Here is a 20,011-nt window from a genome sequence, read left to right on the forward strand (position 1 = left end):
ATGGGACTCCGGTGCGTAGCTTGAAAGTGGTTCTTTCCAGTACGCCGAGCGGTAGGGGAGTCCCGCCATGGCCGAGAACGAAACACGTCCCGTGGCCCGTCCAGCCGTCCATCTGATCGCGGGGCCGACCGGGGTCGGCAAGAGCGCGGCGGCCACCGCGCTGGCCCGGGCGACCGGCGCCCCGGTCGTCGTCGCGGACCGTCTGCAGTGCTTCACCGACCTGGCCACCACCAGCGCCCGCGCCGGGGCCGACGTACCGGGCGTGTGCCGGTACTGGCTCGGCGACCGGACCTTCGCCGACGGCGACTTGCCCGCGTCCGAGGCGACGGACGCGCTGATCGCGCTGGTCGAGCGGCTTGCCTCCGAGCACCCGCTCGTGATCGTCGAGGGTGGCTCGATCTCGCTGCTGCGAGAGCTGTGCGACCGCCGGGCGGAGCTGTCCTGGCGACTGACGGTCCGTCTCCTGCCCCTGCCCGCGCACGACGAGTACCTCGCCACCCTGACCCGCCGGGCCCACGAGATGCTCACCCCGAGCACCTGCGGCCCCGGCCTCCTCCAGGAACTGGCCACGCTCTGGCGCGATCCCCGCCGGCGGTTGCTCGCGGCCTCCGTGAACGGATTCGAGGCCGTCCTCGAATGCTGCGCGAAATATTCACTGGACGTGGCGAGCATCGACGAACAGGACATCTCCGAGCATGTCCTGAACCGTATCGCCGCGCTCATCGCCGAACGGCACGCGGAGCACGGTTTCCTCCAGCATCGGGTGTTCGGCGAAATCTTCGAAAACCCGGTTCCGGAATCGGATTTCGGAGTGGGTGCGCTGGAGCGTGCGGCATGAATACAACTCCGGATGTGAAGGAGGCGGCCGTCGATTTCGGCCACATCGTCGACTCGCGTCCGCTCGGCGTCCTCACGGCGCCGTCCGCCGCCGCCGTACAGGAACTCCTCTGCTTCGCCGCTCCGCACGGGCTGCCGGTCTCCGCCCGCGGCGGCGGACAGGCCCTGTTCGGACAGGGGCAGGCGCACGGTGGCTACGTCGTCGACATGGCCGCGCTGAACGAGGTGCGGTGCGCGCCGGGCGAACGGACGCTGACCGCCGGGGCCGGCGCGTCGTGGCACGATGTCGTACGGGCCGCGCTCGCCGAGGGCCTGACGCCCCCGGTCCTCCCCGACCACCTCGGCAGCAGCGTCGGCGGGGTGCTGAGCACCGGCGGCTTCGGCGGCTCCAGCCACCGGCACGGTCTGGTCGCCGACCAGGTGCGCGAGGTTGAGGTCGTCACGGGCACCGGCGAGCATCTGACCTGCTCGCCCGACCGGCATCCGGACCTGTTCCGCGCCGTCCTCGCGGGACTCGGCCAGTGCGCGCTGATCGTCGGCGCCACGCTCGCGCTCGTGCCCGCCCCGACCCATGTGCGCCGCTACCGCCTGTACCACGACTCGCCCCACACCTACGTCGCCGACCAGCGGCGGCTGGCCCGCGACGACCGCTTCAGCCATGTCACGGGGCAGGCGCGGCCGGCGCTCGGCGGCGGCTGGCAGTACATGATCGAGGCGGTGGCGCCGTACACCGACCAACCCTGCTTCCGTCAACCGACCGCCGACGACGAGCTGTTGGTCGGCGACCTGGACCACGACCGCGACACCGAGGAGATCGCGGACCTGTCGTACGCCGAGTACCTGCACCGCCTGGACCGCGACGAGCGTCTCCTGCGCGCCACGGGCGAGTGGCACCGCCCGCACCCATGGCTCACGCTGCTGCTCCCGGAGGCGGCCGTGTCCTCCTTCGTCTCGGCCCTGCTGACCGAGGACGCCCAGCACGGCCTGCGTACCTGCGGCACGGTCCAGCTGCGCCCCTTGACCGGCCGGAACCTCCACGCCCCGCTGCTGCGCAGGCCCGCCGGCGAACTCCTGTGCCTCCTCTCCCTGATGCGCACGGCACCGCCCGACCGGCCGGGCGTCGTACGTCGCCTGGTGGCGGCGAACCGGGCGCTGTACGAGCGGTCCAGGACCGTCGGTGGGGTCCTCCACCCGGTCGCCGCCCTGCCCATGGGGCCCGACGACTGGCGCTCCCACTTCGGCCCCGACTGGCCGGAACTCGTCCGCGCCAAGGACCGGTACGACCCGCACCACATCCTGACCAGGGGGTACGGGCTGTGGGCGTGACAACGGTGACCGTCTTCTGCGGGGCCTCCCCCGGCAGTCGGCCGGACCATGTGCGGATCGCCGCCGAGCTCGGCCGTGCCCTGGCCGAGGCGGGCCTGCGGCTGGTGTACGGCGGTGCCCGCATCGGTCTGATGGGGGCCGTCGCGGACGGCGCCCTGGCCGTCGGCGGCTCGGTGACCGGAGTCGTACCGAGCCGCATGGTGCCGTACGAGATCACCCATACCGGGCTCACCGGCCTCGAGGTGGTCGCGGACATCCATCAGCGCAAGGCACGCATGGCCGAGTCGGGTGACGCCTTCGTGGCTCTGCCCGGTGGCCTGGGCACGGCCGAGGAACTGCTGGAGGTGCTGTCGTGGGCGCAGTTGCGGATCCACGACAAGCCGTGCCTGCTCCTCGACCCGTTCGGCTTCTACCGTCCTTTGCTGTCGTTCCTGGAGCATGCGCGGGACGAGGGTTTTCTCCATCCGGGGGATCTGGAGCGGATCGTCGTGTGCGGGTCGGCCGAGGAGGTGGTCGCCCGCCTGACGGACCGGGCCCCGGTGGCCCCGGGCAGGGCGGCCGTGGTGCGGGCACCGGCGGGCCGGACCGCGTTCCTGTTCTCCGCGGCCGGGTCCCAGCAGCCCGGCATGGGGCGCGAACTGTACGGCTCCTCCGCCGTCTTCGCCGACGCTCTCGACGAGGTCTGCGCGCGCCTCGATCCGTATCTCGCCCTGCCCCTGCGGGACATGATGTTCGCACCGGCCGGGACACCCGAGGCCACGCTGCTCGACCGTACCGTGTTCGGATATCCGGCGATCTTCGCGCTGCAGGTCGCGCAGTACCGGCTGCTGGAGGGCCAGGGGCTGGAACCGGACGTGCTGTTCGGGTACTCGGCGGGGCACATGGCGGCCGCGCACGCGGCGGGTGTCTTCTCACTCGCGGACGCCTGCCACGCGGTCGGCACGCTGTCGTGCCTCATGAGCACCTTGCCGGAAGGGGGACGCATGGCAGCGGTGGAGGCCTCCCCCGAGGAGCTGCGCCTGGGGCCTACGGCGGTGATCGCGGCGGTCAACGGACCCCGGTCGGTGGTGGTGTCGGGTGACCACGACGCGGTGACCGAGATCTGCGGGGAGTGGGCGGCCCGCGGTCGCCGCACCCATCTGCTGCGCGCCGACGTGGCGCCCCACTCCCCTCACTTCGAGCCGCTGCTGGCCGACTACGGCCGCGTCCTGGACACGCTGGACCTGCGTGCGCCGCGTGTCCCGCTGGTCTCCGACACCACCGGCGAGCCGGTGGGCGCCGAGGCCGCCCGGCCCCACCACTGGGTGCGGGCACTGCGCGATCCCGTCCGTTTCGCGGACGCGGTCACCCGCATGCGGCGTGACGGTGTGACCGCCTTCGTCGAACTGGGGCCGGGCGAGGTCCTGTCCGGCATGCTCGACGCCTGTCTGCCGCACGGGGACGACCGGCCGATCGTGCTCTCCGTCGCCCGGAACTGGCACGCCCCGCACAGCCGGGCCGACGTAGCCTGAATGCTCCGTCCGACTCCGAAGGAGCGCCGTGAGCACAGACCGGACAGCGACCGACCAGCCCGCTTGGCGGCTGCTCCTCGGCTACGTACGGCCCCACCGGTGGGCCCTGCTGACGGGCGCCCTGCTGTCGCTGGTCACCGGGGCCACGGGGCTGCTCCTTCCGCTGGTGGCGCGGGACTTGATCGACGACCTGTCCCACGACCGGGCCATCACCGGGGCGTTGCTGATCATGTCGGGACTGGTGGTGGCGAACGCTGCGCTGGGCGCGCTGGGCTCGTACGTGCTGCGGCGCACCGCCGAGTCGGTGGTGCTCGGCGCGCGGCGCGCCCTGTCGTCGTATCTGCTGCGGCTGCGCATCACCGCCGTGGACCGCAGTGAGCCGGGCGATCTGATGGCCCGCATCACCTCGGACACGACGCTGCTGCGCGAGGTCACCACCGACTCCCTCGTCGGCCTCGGCACGGGCGGACTCACGCTTGTGGCGACGGTGGCGATGATGGGCCTGGTGGACCCGGTGCTGCTGGCGGTCACGCTCGCCGTGATCCTGGGCGCCGGCACGATCCTCGGCGTGATCGTGCCGCGCATCAACCGGGCCAGCCGCCAGGCGCAGAACGCGGTCGGCGTGATGGGGGCCTCGCTGGAGCGGATACTCGGCGCGCTGCGCACGGTGAAGGCGTCCGGCGCCGAGCACCGGGAGGAGCGGACCCTGCACGAGGCCGCCGAGGAGTCGTGGCGGCAGAGCGTACGGGCCGCCAAGTGGTCGGCCGCGGCGGGCAACACGGCCGGACTCGCCATGCAGATCGCCTTCATCACGGTGCTCGCGGTGGGCGGGGCGCGGGTGGCGACCGGGGCGGTCGACGTCGGCACGCTGGTCGCCTTCCTTCTGTACGTCTTCTATCTGATGTCGCCGATCCAACAGGTCGTCGGCGCGATCACGCAGTACCAGACGGGTTCGGCGGCGCTCGCCCGGATCCAGGAGGCGCTGCAGCTGCCCGCCGAACCGGCCGCCGCGCCCGAGCCGTTGCCCGCCGCCGGGGTGGAGCCCGCCGCGCTCGCCTTCGAGGACGTCCGCTTCCGCTACGCCGACGATCTGCCCTACGTCCACCACGGGGTGACGTTCGCCGTGCCCGCGCAGGGCATGACGGCGTTCGTCGGCCCGTCGGGCGCGGGCAAGACCACCGTCTTCTCCCTCATCGAACGGTTCTACGACCCCGAGTCGGGGACCATCACGCTCGACGGGTGGGACCTTGCGGACTGGGAGCTGCCCCGCCTGCGGTCCGCCATCGGCTACGTGGAGCAGGACGCCCCGGTCCTGTCGGGATCCCTGCGGGACAACCTGCTGCTCGGCAACCCCGACGCGGACGACGACGCCCTCGCGCGGGTGCTGAAGACGACCCGGCTCGACGGCCTGGTCGCCCGGCTGCCCGGCGGTCTCGACACGCTCGTCGGACACCGCGGCACCAAGCTGTCCGGCGGGGAGCGCCAGCGCGTCGCCATCGCCCGCGCCCTGCTGCGCCGCCCCCGTCTGCTGCTGCTCGACGAGGCGACCTCGCAGCTGGACGCGGTGAACGAGGCGGCGTTGCGCGACACCGTCGCCGATGTCGCCCGTACGACCACGGTGCTGGTCGTCGCGCACCGGCTGTCGACGGTGACGATGGCCGACCGGATCGTGGTCATGGACGCGGGGCAGGTGCGCGCGGTGGGCACGCACCGCGAACTCGTCGCGGAGGACCCGCTGTACGCGGAGCTGGCGGCGACGCAGTTCCTGGCGACGGCCGGCTGACGACACCGACCGCGCCGTCGGGGGCTCAGCCCTCCAGCCTGCGCAGCCGTTCCGCGTCGCAGGTGCGGGGGCAGGTGGAGCATGCCTCGTCCGGGCGGATCGTGTAGTACATGCAGCAGCCCGCGCGGGTGCGGGTCGGGTGCCGCTGTCCGTCAGGGGTGGTCAGGTAGCGGAAGTCGGCGCCGCCGGGGTACGGGGCGACGGAACTCGGCAGCAGTGCGGTGGCCGCGCGTACGGCGTCGCCCTCACGGCCGAGGATCCGGCCCAGATACCAGATGCCGGAGACGAGGTCGTCGGAGACCATGCCCCACAGGGCGCGCGGGCCACGCCGTACGAGTGGGCCGATCGCTGCCAGGAGCGGCGCCATGTGGTCGGCGACCACCTTCCTCAACTCTGCGCGCAGCGCCTCTTCGTGAGGGACCGTCAGCGCGTCGGGAAGGCCGGCGTCCGCGTCGTCGGGGAGACAGGCGAAGTCGGTCCCGGGGGTGAGGGTGAACACGGCCGAGTCGAGATCCAGCCGCAGTTCCTCGGCCCGAATGCGCGGCACCCTCCGCTCCAGGTACCAGGGTCCGCTCATGAGCAGCGCGACCGACCAGGCGTAGTCGTGCAGGGCGCGCGAGGCGGCCGCGTCGCGGCGCGCGGCGACCGTGTAGCGGTCCTGGATTCGGGCCGCCTCGGCGTCGACGAACGCTTCGAGGACGGCCGGTTCGGATGCCAACTCGGCCGCTGTCACGCCCGCCTGTCCCGCTTCCTCGCCCGGCTCGGCGACCCGCACGGACAGGACTTCGCAGAGGTCGGTCAGTCGGCGGTAGACGTCACCGAGCGTGCGCCGGGGCGGGGCGTCGGTCGGCGGGGTCGTCAGGGCCAGGGACATCGACGCTCCAGTACGGGATTTTGCACATGCCGGTGAGGTAAGGCTTACCTTATACACGTTGTCGCTGGACAATCACTTGATCACGTCCGGAACGCGATCTTCTATTGCGAACGTCACAGAGATCACACAGCAGTTGAAATCTAAAGCAAGGCTAACCTAATCTCACGGCTTGTGACTGCGACCCAACAGGGCGCACCCCCCACAGGTGTGCCCTTCCGTGCCCTCAGGCACATACCGATCTTCCTCACCGGCATCGCCGCCCTCGCCCTCTGCACCGCCCTGAGCCTCGCCCTCGGCGCCCGTTCGGTGCCCCTGTCCACGGTGGCCGGGGCTCTGTTCGGCGACGCCCATGGGCGGGACGCGCTCGTGGTGACCGGGCTGCGGCTGCCGCGTACGGTCATCGGCCTGGCGGTCGGGGCCGCGCTCGGGGTCGCCGGGGCCGTCGCACAGGGCATCACCCGCAATCCGCTCGCCTCCCCCACAACGCTCGGCATCAACGCGGGCGCCGGTTTCGCGGTCGTCGTCGCCATCTTCGCGCTGAAGCTCAACAGCCCCGCCCAGTACGTGTGGTTCGCGTTCGCGGGCGCGGCAGGCGCCGCCGTGTTCGCCCAGGCGCTGGCCCGGCGCGCCGGGGACATCGACGCCGTACGGCTGGCGTTGGGCGGCACCGTCCTCCAACTGGTGCTGCTGTCCTGGACGTCGGCGGTGATGCTGATGAACCAGCGCACCCTGGACGAGGCCCGCTTCTGGCTGGCCGGGTCGCTCTCCGGCCGCACCCTCGACGTGCTGTGGCCGGTGCTGCCGACCCTGCTGCTCGGCCTCGTGGTCGCACTGGCCGTCTCCCCCGCCCTCAACGCCCTTGCCCTGGGCGACGATTCGGCCCAGGCGCTCGGCGTCCCGGTGGCACGAATCCGGCTGGCCGGCGGCATCGCGGTCGTGCTGCTCGCCGGGTCGGCGGTGGCGGTGGCCGGTCCGGTCGCCTTCATCGGGCTGGCCGCGCCCCATCTCGTACGGCCGCTGCTCGGCGGCGACCACCGGCTGCTGGTGCCCGGCTGTCTGCTCGCCGGTCCCCTGCTGCTGCTCGCGGCCGATGTGCTCGGCCGGATGGTGATCCGCCCCTCGGAGCTGGAGGTCGGCATCGTCACCGCGTTCCTGGGCGCGCCGCTGCTCGCGCTCCTGGCTCGAAGGGTGGCCCGATGAGCACGACGAAAAGTGGCTCCACAAGCGCCACGAAGGGTGGCTCGATGAGCGCCACGACCGTCCCCGTCCGGCCGAGGTCCACGGCTCGTGCCCGGATCCGCCGCCGCGTGCTGCTGTTCGCCACCACCGGTCTCCTCGCCCTCTTCGCCCTGCTCACCGTCTCCCTGACGACGGGTGAGATCCCGATGCCCGCCGGCACCGCGCTGCGCGCGCTGATCGGCCTCGGGGATCCGGGCGACGTGCTGGTGGTGCAGGAGTTCCGGGCGCCGCGCTCGGTGGCCGCGATCGTCGCCGGCGCCGGGCTGGGCGCTGCGGGCTGTGTGCTGCAGCGGCTGTTCCGCAATCCGCTGGCCTCCCCGGACGTCATGGGCATCACGGGCGGCGCGTCACTGGGCGCGGTCGCGTTGATCGCCGCCGGGGCCTCGCAGTCGCTGATCCCGGTCGGGGCCCTGGGCGGCGGGCTGCTCTCGGCGCTGCTGCTGGGCGTGTTCGCCTGGGGCTCGGGCCTCGCTGTCACCCGGCTGGTGCTCACCGGGCTCGCCGTGCAGGCCGGGCTCGCGGCCGCCGTGAACCTGATGATCGTGCGCTTTCCGGCCGAGCTCGCCGGATCCGCGCTGCAGTGGACCACAGGCTCGGTGTACGGGCGGACCTGGGTGGAGGTGTGGGGAGCGGGCGGCGCCATGGTACTGGCGCTCGCCGCCGCCCTGGTGATGAACCGTCAATTGGCCGTGCTCGACCTCGGGGACGACTCGGCGGGCGCGCTCGGTCTGCGCACCTCCCGCGCCCGGCTCCAGCTTCTCGTCCTCGCCGTCGTGCTGGCGTCGCTGGCCGCCGCGCTGGCCGGCCCGGTGACGTTCGTGGCGCTCGCCGTACCGCACATCGTGCGGTTCCTCACCGGGCCGCCGACCGCCGCGTCCCTGGCCCTCGCCGGACTCACCGGCGCGGTCCTGCTGCTCGCCTCCGACCTCGTCGTGCAGCACCTGCTGCCGATCGAGGGGCTACCGGTCGGCGCGGTCACCGCCACGCTCGGCGCACCCTGGCTGCTGGTGCTGATGCTCCGCCAGAGCTCGCCGGTCCAGAGGAGCCACGGATGACCGGCGCGCCGGACGAGCACACGACCGGCCTTCAGGAACCGCACATGCCGCCCACCGGCCGTCAGCAACCGCACCCCCAGGAACCGCACATGCCCCCGACCGGCCCCCAGGAGCCGCAGATGCCCGCCACCGCCAACCAGCTCTCCACCCAGGGCCTCGACCTGCGCTACGGCGACCGGCTGGTGGTCGGCGGTCTCGACCTGACGCTGCCCGGCGGTGCCGTGACGGCCATCGTCGGCCCCAACGCCTGTGGGAAGTCGACCCTGTTGCGGGGCCTCAGCCGGCTCCTCGCCCCGGCCGCCGGGACCGTCACGCTCGACGGGGCCGACATCCACCGGATGTCCGCGCGGACGCTGGCCCTGCGCATGGGTCTGCTCCCGCAGCAGCCGGTCACCCCGGAGGCGATCACCGTCGAAGCGCTCGTACGCCTCGGCCGGTACCCGCATCAGCGGCTGCTGAGCCCCTGGTCCGCCGCCGACCAGAAGGCCGTCGACGAGGCCCTGGAGCGCACCGGCACCGCGGCCCTGCGCGACCACCCCGTCGACCGCCTCTCCGGCGGTCAGCGGCAACGGGCCTGGATCGCACTGGCGTTGGCGCAGGACACCGAACTGCTCCTGCTCGACGAGCCCACCACCTTCCTCGACCTCCGGCACCAGCTCGACGTACTCGACCTGGTCGCCGCCCTGCACTCCGAGGCGGGCCGCACCGTGGTGATGGTGCTGCACGACCTCGGACAGGCCGCCCGCTACGCGGACCACATGGTGGTCCTCAAGGACGGCCGCCTGGCCGCAGCCGGCGCCCCGGCCGACGTCCTCGACGCGGAGCTGGTCAAGTCCGTGTTCGACGTGGACTGCCGGGTGATCCCGGACCCGGAGACCGGCACCCCGCTGGTCGTCCCCAAGAGCAGCGCGGTACGGCACTCCGCCGTGTCCGGCTGATCAACCACTAACAGAAAGTCCCCCACGCTCATGCGCTCTCCCCTGCGCGGATTCGGCCGGCTCCTCGCCGTGCTGCTCTCCGTCCTGCTCGGTACGGCCGTGCTGGCCGCCTGCGGCAGCGAGAAGTCGTCCGACGAGGCCGACACGGCGAAGGCCTCCGGCGCCTCGTCGACCGCTTTCCCCCGCACCCTCAAGACCGTGATGGGCGACGTGAAGATCCCGTCCCAGCCGAAGCGGGTCGTCGTGCTCGACACCGGTGAGCTGGACGACGTCACCCTGCTCGGCATCGACCCGGTCGGCGCGGTCGCCCCGCACTTCAAGACCGAGGGCGGTTTCCCGACCTACCTGGACGGCGAGTTGAAGGACACGGTCGACGTCGGCCCGCTCCTGGAGCCGAACCTGGAGAAGATCGCCTCCCTCAAGCCCGACCTGATCCTGTCCTCCAAGGTCCGGCACGAGAAGGTCTACGACAAGCTCAGCGCGATCGCCCCGACCGTGTTCACCGAGACCACCGGCGGTGTCTGGAAGGAGAACCTCAAGGTCCACGCCGAGGCGCTGGGCCTGGAGAAGGAGGCCGCGGCCAAGCTGAAGGAGTACGAGACGCAGGCCAAGGCGCTCGGTGAGGCCATCAAGAAGAAGGACGGCGGCACCATGCCGACCGCGTCCGTGGTCCGCTTCATCGCCGGTCCGACCCGCCTGTACCAGTCCAACTCCTACAGCGGCGTGGTCCTCAACGACATCGGCCTCCAGCGCCCGAAGACGCAGATCTCCAGCGACCCCGAGGTCACGATGAAGGACGTCAGCCCCGAGCAGATCGACCAGGCCGACGCCGACCTGATCTTCGTCACCGCCGCCGACGCCGAGGACAAGACGCAGAAGGCGCAGGTCGTCTCCAACCCGGTGTGGAAGAGCCTGCCCGCCGTGAAGGACGGCAAGGTCTTCGAGGTCCCGGACGAGACGTGGATGTCCGGCATCGGTGTCCAGGCGGCCGAGGAGATGCTCAAGGACGTGGCGAAGGCCACCGGCGTGGAGCTCCCGGCGAAGTAACCGCCGCTGTTCTTCCGGGGCGGGCCGCGCGCGACCGGCTCGGCCCGCCCCGACCCCCCACCCGCTAGCGGAAGTTGCTGCTCTGCCATGCGCCTGTACCTGCTCGCCCTCAACCCGACCGACTCGGTCACCGAGGGCTTCCTGCCCGCCGCCGCCCGCCTGGGCCTGGACGTCACCGTCCTCACCGACCAGCCCGACGCCCACCGCCGCACCTACCCGGAGATCGAGGTCCTGGAGTGCGACGTCCGGGACCACCGGGCCGTGATCACCCGGATCTCCACCCACCACCGCCCCGACGCCGTCTTCACCAACAGCGACCACCTCCAGACCCAGGCCGCCCTGGCCGCCGCCTACTTCGACCTCCCCGGCAAGGACTGGCGGGCCGCCCTGCGCTGCAAGGACAAGGCCGAGATGCGCCGCCGCCTCGCCGCGGCCGGCGTGGACACCGTCTGGTCGGCCGAGCTGACCGAACCGGTCGCTCCCGGCGACGCGCCGTACCCGTGCGTGGTCAAACCGCGCGAGGGCGTGGCCAGCGAGGACGTCGTCCTCGTCCACGGCCCGGAAGACCTGGTGGCGGAAACCAAGTCGATCCTGGACCGCCGCCCGGACGCGGTCCTGGTCGTCGAGGAGTACCTCCCCGGCGAGCTGTTCACCCTGGAGACCCTCGGCGACGGGAACGTCCGCCATGTGCTCGGCGGCTTCCACACCGAGCTGTCGCCGCCGCCGTACTTCATCGAGGAGCGCCTCACCTTCGTCCCCGCCCACCCCGAGCCGGTCGTCGAGCAGGTCCTGGCGCAACTGGACGCGCTGGGCGTCGGGTTCGGCGCCTGTCACACCGAGTTCGTGGTGCACGAGGGGCGGGCGCGGATCATCGAGGTCAACTACCGCGCCATCGGCGACCAGTGCGATCTGCTGCTGGCCCGCCTGCTGGAGATCCCGCTCTTCGAGCACATCCTGCGCACCCACCTGGGCGAGCCGCTCCCGGCCGACCTGGGTGCCCGGCGCGACGGCGCCGCCCGCCTGGAGTACCCGTGCGCCGACCGCGCCGGCACCCTGGTCGGCGCCCCCGAGGCCACGGACCTCGACGTCGACGGGGTGCATCTGACGTACCGTCCGCTGCGGTCCGTGGGCGAGCGGCACGAGCTGTACATGACCAACCGGGACTACCTCGGGGTGCTGCGGGCCACCGGAACCGACCAGGGCACGGTGGACCGGGCGGTGGCCGACTTCCTGGCCGAACGGCAGTGGGAGATCCAGCCGTGACCGCCCCGACCGTGACGGACACCTGCGAGGCGGAGCTGCTGCTCACCCGTGTGCTGAGCGCCCTGCTGCGCGAGGACGTGGTCGGGCTGCGCACGCGCAGTGTCCTCGAGCACCGGCCGAACGGTGACTGGCTGAGGCTGCCCACACCCGAGGGTGACGCGCTGCTGCTGCCCGTCGAGGAGGACGGCTACCAGTGCGAGTACGCCGCCCGGCTGCCGCTCCTCGTGCGGGAAGCCGACGGCACCGAGCTGACGTCGTACGACACCGTGCTCGGCGCGCTGCGCGAGCTCGCCGAGCCCGTGGACCGGGGCGGCTTCGACGCCTTCGCCGAGGAGTGCCGGCAGACGCTCGCCACGACACGGCTGCACGCGGCGACGCGGACGGAGGTCCTGGCGCGGCTCGAACCCGGGACCGGCCTCGGCGGCGCTCTGGCGTACGACGCGCTCGCCGCTCGCCTCGACCACCCCGTCTACCCGACCGCGCGCGGCCGCTCCGGACTGACGGCGGAGCAACTGCGGGCGTATGCCCCGGAGTTCCACCCGCGCTTCGCGCTGCGGTGGCTCGCTCTGCCCCGGGAGGCGGTCACCCTGACCGGCACGCTCCCGGAGCTCTGGCCCACCCCGGCGACGCTCGGCCTGACCGAGGTGCAGGACACCCATCTCGCACTGCCCGTCCACCCGTTGACCGTCGAAGCATTGTCGGACGCCGACGGCCTCCCGGACGGCGCGGTCCTCGCCGACCGCGCCCACCTCGACGTCGTACCCACCCTGTCGATGCGCACCGTCGCCACGGTCGCGGATCCCTCCCTTCACCTCAAACTCCCCCTGGCCACCGCCACGTTGGGCATGCGCAACAAGCGGACCGTCAAGCCCGGCACACTCGTCGACGGCGCGGTGGGACAGCGGCTGCTGGAGGCCGTGATCGCCCGTGAACCCCGCTTCCGGGACACGATCCTGCACGCCGACGAGACGACGTACGCGCACGCAGGCCACGAGCTGCTCGCCGTCCTGTGCCGCCGCTACCCCGCCGGGCTCGACGACTCGACGGTCGTTCCAATGGCGGCCCTCCTCGCGGAGGCCTCCGGCGGACGGCCGGTCGTCGACCATCTCGCCGACCGCTTCTACGGCGGCGACCCGCTAGCCCTGCTGGACGCCCTCCTGACGCTGCTGTTCGACTGGCAGACCACGCTCTTCGGGTACGGAATCGCGCTGGAGTCGCACCAGCAGAACATCTCGGTGGTGCTCCGGCCGGGCGGCGACCTGCGGCTGCTGTTCAAGGACAACGACGGGCCGCGCATCAACGCCGAGCGGCTGGACGCCGTACTCCCCGGGCCGTGGGACTTCGACGACGCGCGGATCTTCGGTACGGACGACGGGCCGGTGGCCGATGTGTTCGCCACCATCACCGTCCATCTGTGCGCCGGGTCCTACGCGTTCGGACTGCCGAAGCATCGTGACGCCCTGCTGGACCTCATCCGCGACCGGCTGTCGGAGGCCGTGGACCGGCTCGGCGGCGACGCGGCGGCCGTCCTGCGCGCCCGTGTCCTGGACGCGCCGCGGCTGCCGGTGAAGGCGATGGTCTCGGCGGGGACGCTGCTGTCCAAGGAGCGCTCGGGTGCGGCCGACATCAACAAGCACTACACGAGCGGCCCCAACTACCTGCTGCCCGGCGGTGGTTCGGCATGAGCGCGCAGGCGCTGCGCATGCCGCGCTCCGGGTTCGGGCGCGGGCATGTGCAGGCGGTGGCCGGCTGCTACTTCGTGGCGTCGTTCGCGGCTCTGGGGCTGCCGCCGTATCTCACCGAGATCCTGCCGGAGCTGGGCGACCACCAGGCCCGCTGGGCGGGGGTGCTGTACATCGTGCCGACCGTGTTCGGCGCGCTCGGCGCCCCGCTGTGGGGGCGGCTCGCGGACCGGTACGGCCGTAAACGGCTGCTGCTGCGCGCCCAGTTGGGGCTCGCGGTGTCCTTCGTGCTGGCGGGCTGGGCGGACTCGATGGCCACCTTCACGGTGGCGCTGGTGCTGCAGGGAATCCTGGGCGGCACGTTCGCCGCGTCCAACGGCTATCTGGGCGCCGCGCTGGAGGGCCCCGCGCTGTCCAAGGCGCTCACCCTGATGCAGGGCAGCGCGCGGGCGGCGCTGGTCGTGGCGCCGATCGTGGTCGGCTCCCTGTCGGGCTGGCTCTCCCCGCACCGCCAGTACGCACTGCTCGCCGTACTGCCGCTGACGGCCGCGCTGTTGCTCGCCGCGCTGCCCGAGCCCGAGCCCGTAGAGCGGCCACAGAGCCGGCCGGAGGCCGCCGACGAGGCGACCCCGGTGGTCTCACTGAAGGTGCTCTACGCCCTGGAGTTCGCCTTCGTCTTCTCCACGGTCATCTCCTTCCCCTACCTGATCGCGCTCGTCGACGCCCGAATACCGGGGACCTCACCGGTCCTGTCCGGTGTGCTCTTCGCCCTGCCCCACCTGGTCTATCTGGTGTCGGCGCTGGCGGTGCACACCGCGTTCCGGGACCGTCCGCGGGCCGGGATCGCGCTCGGCTTCGCCTGTATCGCGCTCGGCCTCGCCGGACACGGGATTGCCGGTTCCCTGGCCTCGCTGATCCCCGTACGACTGCTGCTGGGTGCCGGACTCACCCTCGGCCTGGTGTGCCTGTCGGTGCTGGCCGCCGACTGCGCCAAGGGCCGTGCGCCGGGCGGCATGTTCGGGTCGCTGGAGTTCTTCTCCAAGGCCGGCGCGATCGCCGCCGGCGTGGCCGCGGCGGCGGGCAGTGCCCGCTTCGGACCGGCCGCGCCCGTGCTGATCGGCGGCGCAGCCGCCGCCGTCACCGTCTTCGCCACGCTCCTCCCCTCCTCACTCCCCACACTGAACCACCGCACCCGCCGGAGCAGCTGATGCCCTCCCTGACCGACTCGCTCGGCAGCGCCCCCAAGCTCTCGACCTCGCTCGAAGAGGTCGGTACCCCCGTCGCCCGCACCTCTCTGCCCACCGCCGAGGACGCGGTGGCCCACACTCTGCTCAACTGCCTGCTGCGCGAGGTCTCCGGCCCCGAGCACCAGACCGTGGTCACCGACGGCCACCTGCTGCTGCGCCTGCCCCGCCGCGGGGTCCTGCTGCGCGCCGCCCTGCGCCGTACCTCGCTGCTCGGGGCGCACCGGTTCACCGGGCCGGTGAGCGAACAGCGCGACGGCGACTGGACCGAGGTGGACTGGCGTCGCCTGGCCGAGTACACGCACGACGAGCTGACGCTGCGCACGGGCGTGCGCAACGAGGAGTTCCTGGAGCAGATCGCCTCCAGCCACGAGGCGGTGGCGACCGCGCTGTCCGGCACGCGGGGTCCCTCGGACTCCGCCTCCGGAGACCGGCTCTCCGCCTACCTCGCCTCCGAGCAGTCCCTGCTCTTCGGCCACCGCTTCCACCCCACGCCCAAGGCCCGCACCGGCGATCCGCGCGCCTGGTCCGCCTACGCCCCGGAGGTCGGGGCCGCCTTCCCGCTGCGGCACCTCGCCGTGCGCGCGGACCTGGTCGCCGAGGAGTACGCCGACGCCTCGGCCGTCGCCCCGCTGGACGGGCAGCGCACGGACCTCCCCGAGGGCTACCGTCTGCTGCCCGCCCACCCGTGGCAGTACGAGACGCTCAGCGAGCACCCGTTGCTCCGCGCGGCCCTCGACCGCGGCGACGTCCTCGACCTCGGCCCCGGCGGACGGCCCTTCGCCGCCACCGCGTCCGTCCGCACCCTGTACGACGGCGACAGCTTCCTGAAATTCAGCCTGAACGTGCGGATCACCAACTGCCTGCGCAAGAACAGCAGTTACGAGCTGTCGGGCGCCGTCGCCCTCACCCGCGTCCTGGCCCCGGCCCTCGCCGACCTGGAAGAGCGGTTCCCCGGCAGCGCGGTGCTGCGCGAGCCCGCCTACCGCACGCTGGCCCTCCCCGGCCCGGACGGGACGCCGGACCGCGAGCTCTTCGAGGGCTTCGGCGTCATCGTCCGCGAGGGCCTGCCGCAGCGGCTCGCGCCGGGCACCACTCCCCTGCTGGCGGCCGCGGTCGCCGACGAGTACCCGACCGGCGCCGCGCACATCTCCCGGCTCCTCGCCGGCGCCGACGAGCAGGCGGCTCTCGACTGGTGGTCGGCGTATCTCGACCTCCTCCTGCCGCCCGTCCTCGCCGCGTACTTCGACCACGGCCTGGTCCTGGAACCCCACCTGCAGAACGTCCTGATCTGCGTCGACGGCGACGGCAGGCCCGCCCAGGTCCTCTTCCGCGACCTGGAGGGCACCAAGCTGGTCCCCGACCACCACGCGGACACGCTCGCCGGGCTGCCGCCCGAGGTCGCGGGCCCGATGACGTACGACGCGCAGCGCGGCTGGGACCGGGTCGTGTACTGCCTGCTGGTCAACCATGTCGCCGAGCTGCTCGCCGCCCTCGCCGACCTGCACCCGGCGGCGGAGGCCGCGCTGTGGGCGCGGGTGCGGGCCACGCTCGAGTCGTACACCGACCGGTTCGGCTGCCCGCCGCGCATGGCGGCCCTGCTCGCGGGCGTGCCACTGCCCGCCAAGGCCAACCTGCTCACCCGCTGGGAGCGCAAGGCCGACCGTGAGGCCGGCTATGTCCGGCTGCCGTCCCCGCTCGCCGAGGCCGTCCTGGGCGGCGCGACGAGGGCCACCGTCCTGCGTGACACGACCGGGGGCACCCGATGACCGAGCCGACACCCGCGGTCCGCGACCGCGCCCTGTCCCTGCGGCCCGCCGAACTGCCCGCGTACATCTACGACTTGGCGTCGCTGCGCGACCACGCCGCCGCCGTGCGGGACGCCCTGCCCGAGCGGGTCGAGCTGTACTACGCCGCGAAGGCCAACCCGGAGCCGGAGATCCTCGCCGCGCTCGGCCCGTACGTCGACGGGTACGAGGTCTCCTCGGGCGGCGAACTCGCCCACGTCGCCGAGGCCGTGCCGGGCCGACCGCTCGCCTTCGGCGGTCCCGGGAAGACGCCGGACGAGGTGGCGGCCGCGCTGGGGGCGGGAGTCGAGCGCTTCCACGTCGAGAGCGCGTACGAGCTGCGCGTGCTAGCCGAGTTGGCGCGGGCGCACGCGCCGGGGCGGCGGGTGGCGGTGCTGCCACGGGTCAACCTGCCGGTGGCCGACGGGTCGTTGGCGGGCAGCTCGCTGGCGATGGGGGGCCGTCCGACGCCCTTCGGGACGGACCCGGCGCAGACCGTCGAGATCGTGCGTGCGCTGACGGACGGGACGTATCCGCACCTCGAACTGCGCGGCATCCACGCCCACTTGGCCAGCGGCCTGGAGGCGGCCGAGCAGGTCGCGGTGGCGGAGTCGATCGTGAGCTGGGCGACGGGCCTGGGTGTGCCGCTCGCCGAGGTGAACGTCGGCGGCGGCATGCACGTCGACTACGCCGACCCGGAGCGCCGCTTCGACTGGGCCGCGTACGGCAAGGGGCTGGCCCGCCTGACCGAGGCGCACCCGGGGCTGACCCTGCGCATCGAGCCGGGCCGGGCGCTCACGGCGTACTGCGGCTGGTACGCCACCGAGGTGCTGGACGTGAAGCGGAGCCACGGCGAGGAGTTCGCCGTCGTGCGGGGCGGCACGCACCATCTGCGGACCCCGGCGACGAAGGGCCACGACCAGCCCTGTTCCGTGCTGCCGGTGGACTCCTGGCCGCACCCCTGGCCGCGGCCCGCGGCGGAGGGCGAGCGGATCACGCTGGCCGGTCAGCTGTGCACGCCGAAGGACGTGCTGGCCCGCCGGGTGCCCGCGGCCGGGCTCCGTGCCGGGGACCTAGTGGTGTTCTCACTGGCGGGCGCCTATGCGTGGAACATCTCCCACCACGACTTCCTGATGCATCCCGGGCCGGGCTTCCACTTCCTGTCGCCGCGGGACGGAAGCGCCGGGTAGCGAGTCGTCACTCTCGGCACACACGAAGGGCCGCCCGGCACGATCCGGGCGGCCCTTTCGGTGTGTCGGTGCCCTAGCGGAGGTGTCCCAGCTGCGCCGGGTTCAGGGCGTTGATGCGGTCGAGGTGCCCCAGCTGCTGGGAGACCCGCGGGACCCGGGTCTTGTGCTGCTCGGGGATGCCGGTCGTGGCGAGCGAGTCGAGCGTGCTGATCGGGTTCAGCGGTCCGCCCGCGTTCCGGGTGTCCACGGGGTGCGCGTTCGCCAGCGGAGCGGCGAGGCCGGTGATGCCGGCGGCGAGACCAACGGCGGCTGCGATACGTCGTGTTGAGATCATGCTTTCAGCAACGCGGGCGGCCCGCCGCCGGACACGGCCGCCCGGCGGCGCTCACCCGTCAGGCCCAGCGCACCGGGCGCGCTTGCCGAGTCCGGCGAGGCGGAGGACTCTCGGAGGAGAGGTCTTCGCGGCCGCCCCTCGTCCTGCCGCGGGCCTCGGAGGAGGTCACCATGGGCACCGCCACAAGCCCTTCGTTCGACACCGAGACACTGCGCCGGGGCATAGAAGGACAGACCCCGGAGACACTTCTGTCGCTGTACGCGGACGACGCGGAACTGCGCGTCGTCAACCGCAACGCCCAGCCCAGCCACCCCAAGGTGCTGCACGGCCGGAACGAGATCGCCGACATGCTCCTCGACGTCTACAGCCGCGACATGACGCACAAGCTGGAGGGATGCGTCATCCAGGGGGACCGGGCGGCCTACAGCGAGTCGTGCGAGTACGCGGACGGGGTGCGCGTCCTGTCCGAGTCCATGATCACGCTGCGCGACGGCAAGATCTCCCGGCAGATCCTGATCGAGGCGTGGGACGAGTAGGAAAGGCGGGAAGGGAACGGCCGACGGTCCAGGCCACCTCACGGCTGACCTGGACCTTCGCCATGGTCTAAGGGGTTCTCAGCGTCGTGACCAGGTCGCGCGGCAGTCCGTGGGTGTCATGGAGGTAGCGGTAGTCCTCGTCGCTCAACGGGCCGTCGAACTCCGGCCTGCCGAGCACCCGGCGCCCCCGCTCCAGCAGCCTGCCGAACCGCCGTTCCTCGTCAAGCAGCACCTCGCGCACCGGACCTGTTCCGCCGGGCCGGCGGAAGTGGTCCAGCGTGTGCCGCAGAACCTCCTCGGGCAGGTCGGAGAGGGTGCGCGAGGGGTCGTCGCGCCACAGAGTGGTGAGGGCACGGCGGATCAGCCTGCGCAGGACGTAGCCGCGTCCGGTGTTGGAGGGCCGTACGCCTTCGCCGATGACGACGATGCCGGACCGCAGGTGGTCACAGACGAGGCGCCGCGACGTCTCGTCCAGGTGCCACAGCGAGGGCAGGACCCTCATCCAGGGTTCGAACAGGTCGCTGTCGTACACGGAGTTGTGGCCCTGCAGCACCGTCACGAGCCGCTCCAGTCCCATACCCGTGTCGACACCGGGCTGTTGGAGGGGCTGGAGACTGCCGTCCCCGAGCCGGCGGTAGCGCATGTTCACGTGGTTCCACACCTCGACCCACCGGGGGTCGGTGGTGGGGGTGCCCTGTGGTGGCGTGCCCGGATCACCGGTCCAGACGAAGATCTCGGAATCGGGGCCGCACAGGCCGACGGGGCCGTGGGACCACCAGTTCTCCTCGCGAGTCAGCTCGACGGGCAGCCCCAACTCCCGCCAGGTGCGCAGCGATTCACTGTCGGGGCCGACCTGGTCGTCTCCCCCGAAGACGGTGACGTACAACCGCTCCGGCGGGACACCGAATCCGTCGCGCAGCAGCTCGTGTCCCCAACGCAGGCTCTGTGAATGGCCGTAGTCGCCCAAGGACCAGGAGCCGAGCATCTCGAACATCGTCAGATGGGTCGGGTCGCCCACCTCGTCGAGGTCGCTGGTGCGCAGACAGCGCTGGACGTTGACCAGGCGCCGTCCCAGGGGATGCGGGCGGCCTTCCAGATAGGGAGTGAGCAAGTGCATGCCCGAGGTGGTGAACAGCACCGGGTCGGAGGGCGGCGGCAGGAGGGTGCCGCCGGTGACCTGCTCGTGGCCCCGTTCGCGGAAGAAGTCGGTGAAGGTGCGGACGATCTGGTCGGTGGTCGGCGTGGTGTTCATCGCGGGTTCCTTCGGGTCGTCGGGGCATGACGACCGGAACGAGCCGCGGAACAGAGTGCGACGAGGAGGATGAGGGTCGCGCACACCGGCGGTCCGTTTCCGGCCGCCGGGAG

The 20,011-nt window shown here is 72.4% G+C and carries 17 protein-coding genes; 14 read left to right on the forward strand and 3 right to left on the reverse strand.

The genetic code is table 11. From position 1 onward, the window contains the following. The first annotated feature begins 67 nt into the window (after positions 1–67). From ABD932_RS35425 to ABD932_RS35440, 4 genes are read left to right on the forward strand one after another with little or no spacing between them, the layout of a single operon-like run. Entirely contained in the window at positions 68–838 is a 771-nt protein-coding gene (locus ABD932_RS35425) for an isopentenyl transferase family protein (protein WP_345019308.1), read from the forward strand. Continuing rightward, entirely contained in the window at positions 835–2,163 is a 1,329-nt protein-coding gene (locus ABD932_RS35430; protein WP_345019310.1) for an FAD-binding protein, read from the forward strand. Before ABD932_RS35425 ends, ABD932_RS35430 begins: the two co-directional genes overlap by 4 nt. Then, positions 2,160–3,674, forward strand: coding sequence for a TIGR00730 family Rossman fold protein (locus tag ABD932_RS35435; RefSeq protein WP_345019311.1), 1,515 nt, complete (start codon positions 2,160–2,162; stop codon positions 3,672–3,674). Before ABD932_RS35430 ends, ABD932_RS35435 begins: the two co-directional genes overlap by 4 nt. A 28-nt stretch (positions 3,675–3,702) precedes the next feature. Next, the gene (locus ABD932_RS35440) at positions 3,703–5,457 is read left to right on the forward strand and encodes an ABC transporter ATP-binding protein (RefSeq protein ID WP_345019313.1); all 1,755 of its coding nucleotides are present in this window, start codon (positions 3,703–3,705) and stop codon (positions 5,455–5,457) included. Between the two features lie 25 nt (positions 5,458–5,482). Here ABD932_RS35440 and ABD932_RS35445 read toward each other — a convergent pair whose 3' ends face one another. Then, positions 5,483–6,331 carry a (2Fe-2S)-binding protein gene (locus tag ABD932_RS35445; RefSeq protein WP_345019314.1) on the reverse strand — a complete coding sequence of 283 codons (849 nt, stop codon included), beginning with the start codon at positions 6,329–6,331 and terminating at the stop codon, positions 5,483–5,485. 171 nt (positions 6,332–6,502) lie between these two features. On the opposite strand from ABD932_RS35445, the gene ABD932_RS35450 reads away from it, so the two are divergent. The 9 genes from ABD932_RS35450 to ABD932_RS35490 all read left to right on the forward strand — a co-directional run bounded on the left by ABD932_RS35450 (position 6,503) and on the right by ABD932_RS35490 (position 17,776). Further along, on the forward strand, positions 6,503–7,531 hold the full coding sequence (locus tag ABD932_RS35450) for a FecCD family ABC transporter permease (RefSeq protein WP_425587567.1): 1,029 nt from the start codon (positions 6,503–6,505) through the stop codon (positions 7,529–7,531). A 44-nt stretch (positions 7,532–7,575) separates the two neighbouring features. Continuing rightward, positions 7,576–8,625, forward strand: coding sequence for a FecCD family ABC transporter permease (locus ABD932_RS35455; protein ID WP_345019316.1), 1,050 nt, complete (start codon positions 7,576–7,578; stop codon positions 8,623–8,625). Between the two features lie 119 nt (positions 8,626–8,744). Beyond that, positions 8,745–9,563: an ABC transporter ATP-binding protein gene (locus ABD932_RS35460; protein ID WP_345019824.1), complete on the forward strand. Its 819-nt coding sequence runs from the start codon at positions 8,745–8,747 to the stop codon at positions 9,561–9,563. A gap of 30 nt (positions 9,564–9,593) precedes the next feature. Next, positions 9,594–10,610 carry an ABC transporter substrate-binding protein gene (locus ABD932_RS35465; RefSeq protein ID WP_345019317.1) on the forward strand — a complete coding sequence of 339 codons (1,017 nt, stop codon included), beginning with the start codon at positions 9,594–9,596 and terminating at the stop codon, positions 10,608–10,610. Positions 10,611–10,697: 87 nt separating this feature from the next. After that, positions 10,698–11,873, forward strand: a complete 1,176-nt coding sequence (locus ABD932_RS35470) for an ATP-grasp domain-containing protein (RefSeq protein WP_345019319.1) — start codon at positions 10,698–10,700, stop codon at positions 11,871–11,873. Then, complete coding sequence (locus ABD932_RS35475; protein ID WP_345019320.1) at positions 11,870–13,558, forward strand: IucA/IucC family protein; 1,689 nt, start codon at positions 11,870–11,872, stop codon at positions 13,556–13,558. The genes ABD932_RS35470 and ABD932_RS35475 overlap by 4 nt, the downstream gene beginning before the upstream one ends. Then, the gene (locus tag ABD932_RS35480) at positions 13,555–14,763 is read left to right on the forward strand and encodes an MFS transporter (RefSeq protein WP_345019322.1); all 1,209 of its coding nucleotides are present in this window, start codon (positions 13,555–13,557) and stop codon (positions 14,761–14,763) included. The genes ABD932_RS35475 and ABD932_RS35480 overlap by 4 nt, the downstream gene beginning before the upstream one ends. Further along, the gene (locus ABD932_RS35485) at positions 14,763–16,568 is read left to right on the forward strand and encodes an IucA/IucC family protein (protein WP_345019324.1); all 1,806 of its coding nucleotides are present in this window, start codon (positions 14,763–14,765) and stop codon (positions 16,566–16,568) included. Before ABD932_RS35480 ends, ABD932_RS35485 begins: the two co-directional genes overlap by 1 nt. After that, entirely contained in the window at positions 16,565–17,776 is a 1,212-nt protein-coding gene (locus ABD932_RS35490; RefSeq protein ID WP_345019326.1) for a type III PLP-dependent enzyme, read from the forward strand. Before ABD932_RS35485 ends, ABD932_RS35490 begins: the two co-directional genes overlap by 4 nt. Before the next feature lie 73 nt (positions 17,777–17,849). On the opposite strand, the gene ABD932_RS35495 is transcribed toward ABD932_RS35490, so the two are convergent. Further along, positions 17,850–18,110 (reverse strand): hypothetical protein, encoded by a 261-nt coding sequence (locus ABD932_RS35495; protein WP_126388268.1) that lies wholly within the window; start codon positions 18,108–18,110, stop codon positions 17,850–17,852. 170 nt (positions 18,111–18,280) lie between these two features. Here ABD932_RS35495 and ABD932_RS35500 point away from each other — a divergent pair, with 170 nt between their 5' ends. Next, positions 18,281–18,646 carry a nuclear transport factor 2 family protein gene (locus ABD932_RS35500; protein WP_345019328.1) on the forward strand — a complete coding sequence of 122 codons (366 nt, stop codon included), beginning with the start codon at positions 18,281–18,283 and terminating at the stop codon, positions 18,644–18,646. A gap of 67 nt (positions 18,647–18,713) precedes the next feature. On the opposite strand, the gene ABD932_RS35505 is transcribed toward ABD932_RS35500, so the two are convergent. Then, positions 18,714–19,898 (reverse strand): alanine--tRNA ligase-related protein, encoded by a 1,185-nt coding sequence (locus ABD932_RS35505; RefSeq protein ID WP_345019329.1) that lies wholly within the window; start codon positions 19,896–19,898, stop codon positions 18,714–18,716. Positions 19,899–20,011 lie beyond the last annotated feature (113 nt).

It is taken from the genome of Streptomyces shaanxiensis, from assembly GCF_039537145.1.
In the GTDB taxonomy this organism is placed as follows: Bacteria; Actinomycetota; Actinomycetes; order Streptomycetales; family Streptomycetaceae; genus Streptomyces; species Streptomyces shaanxiensis.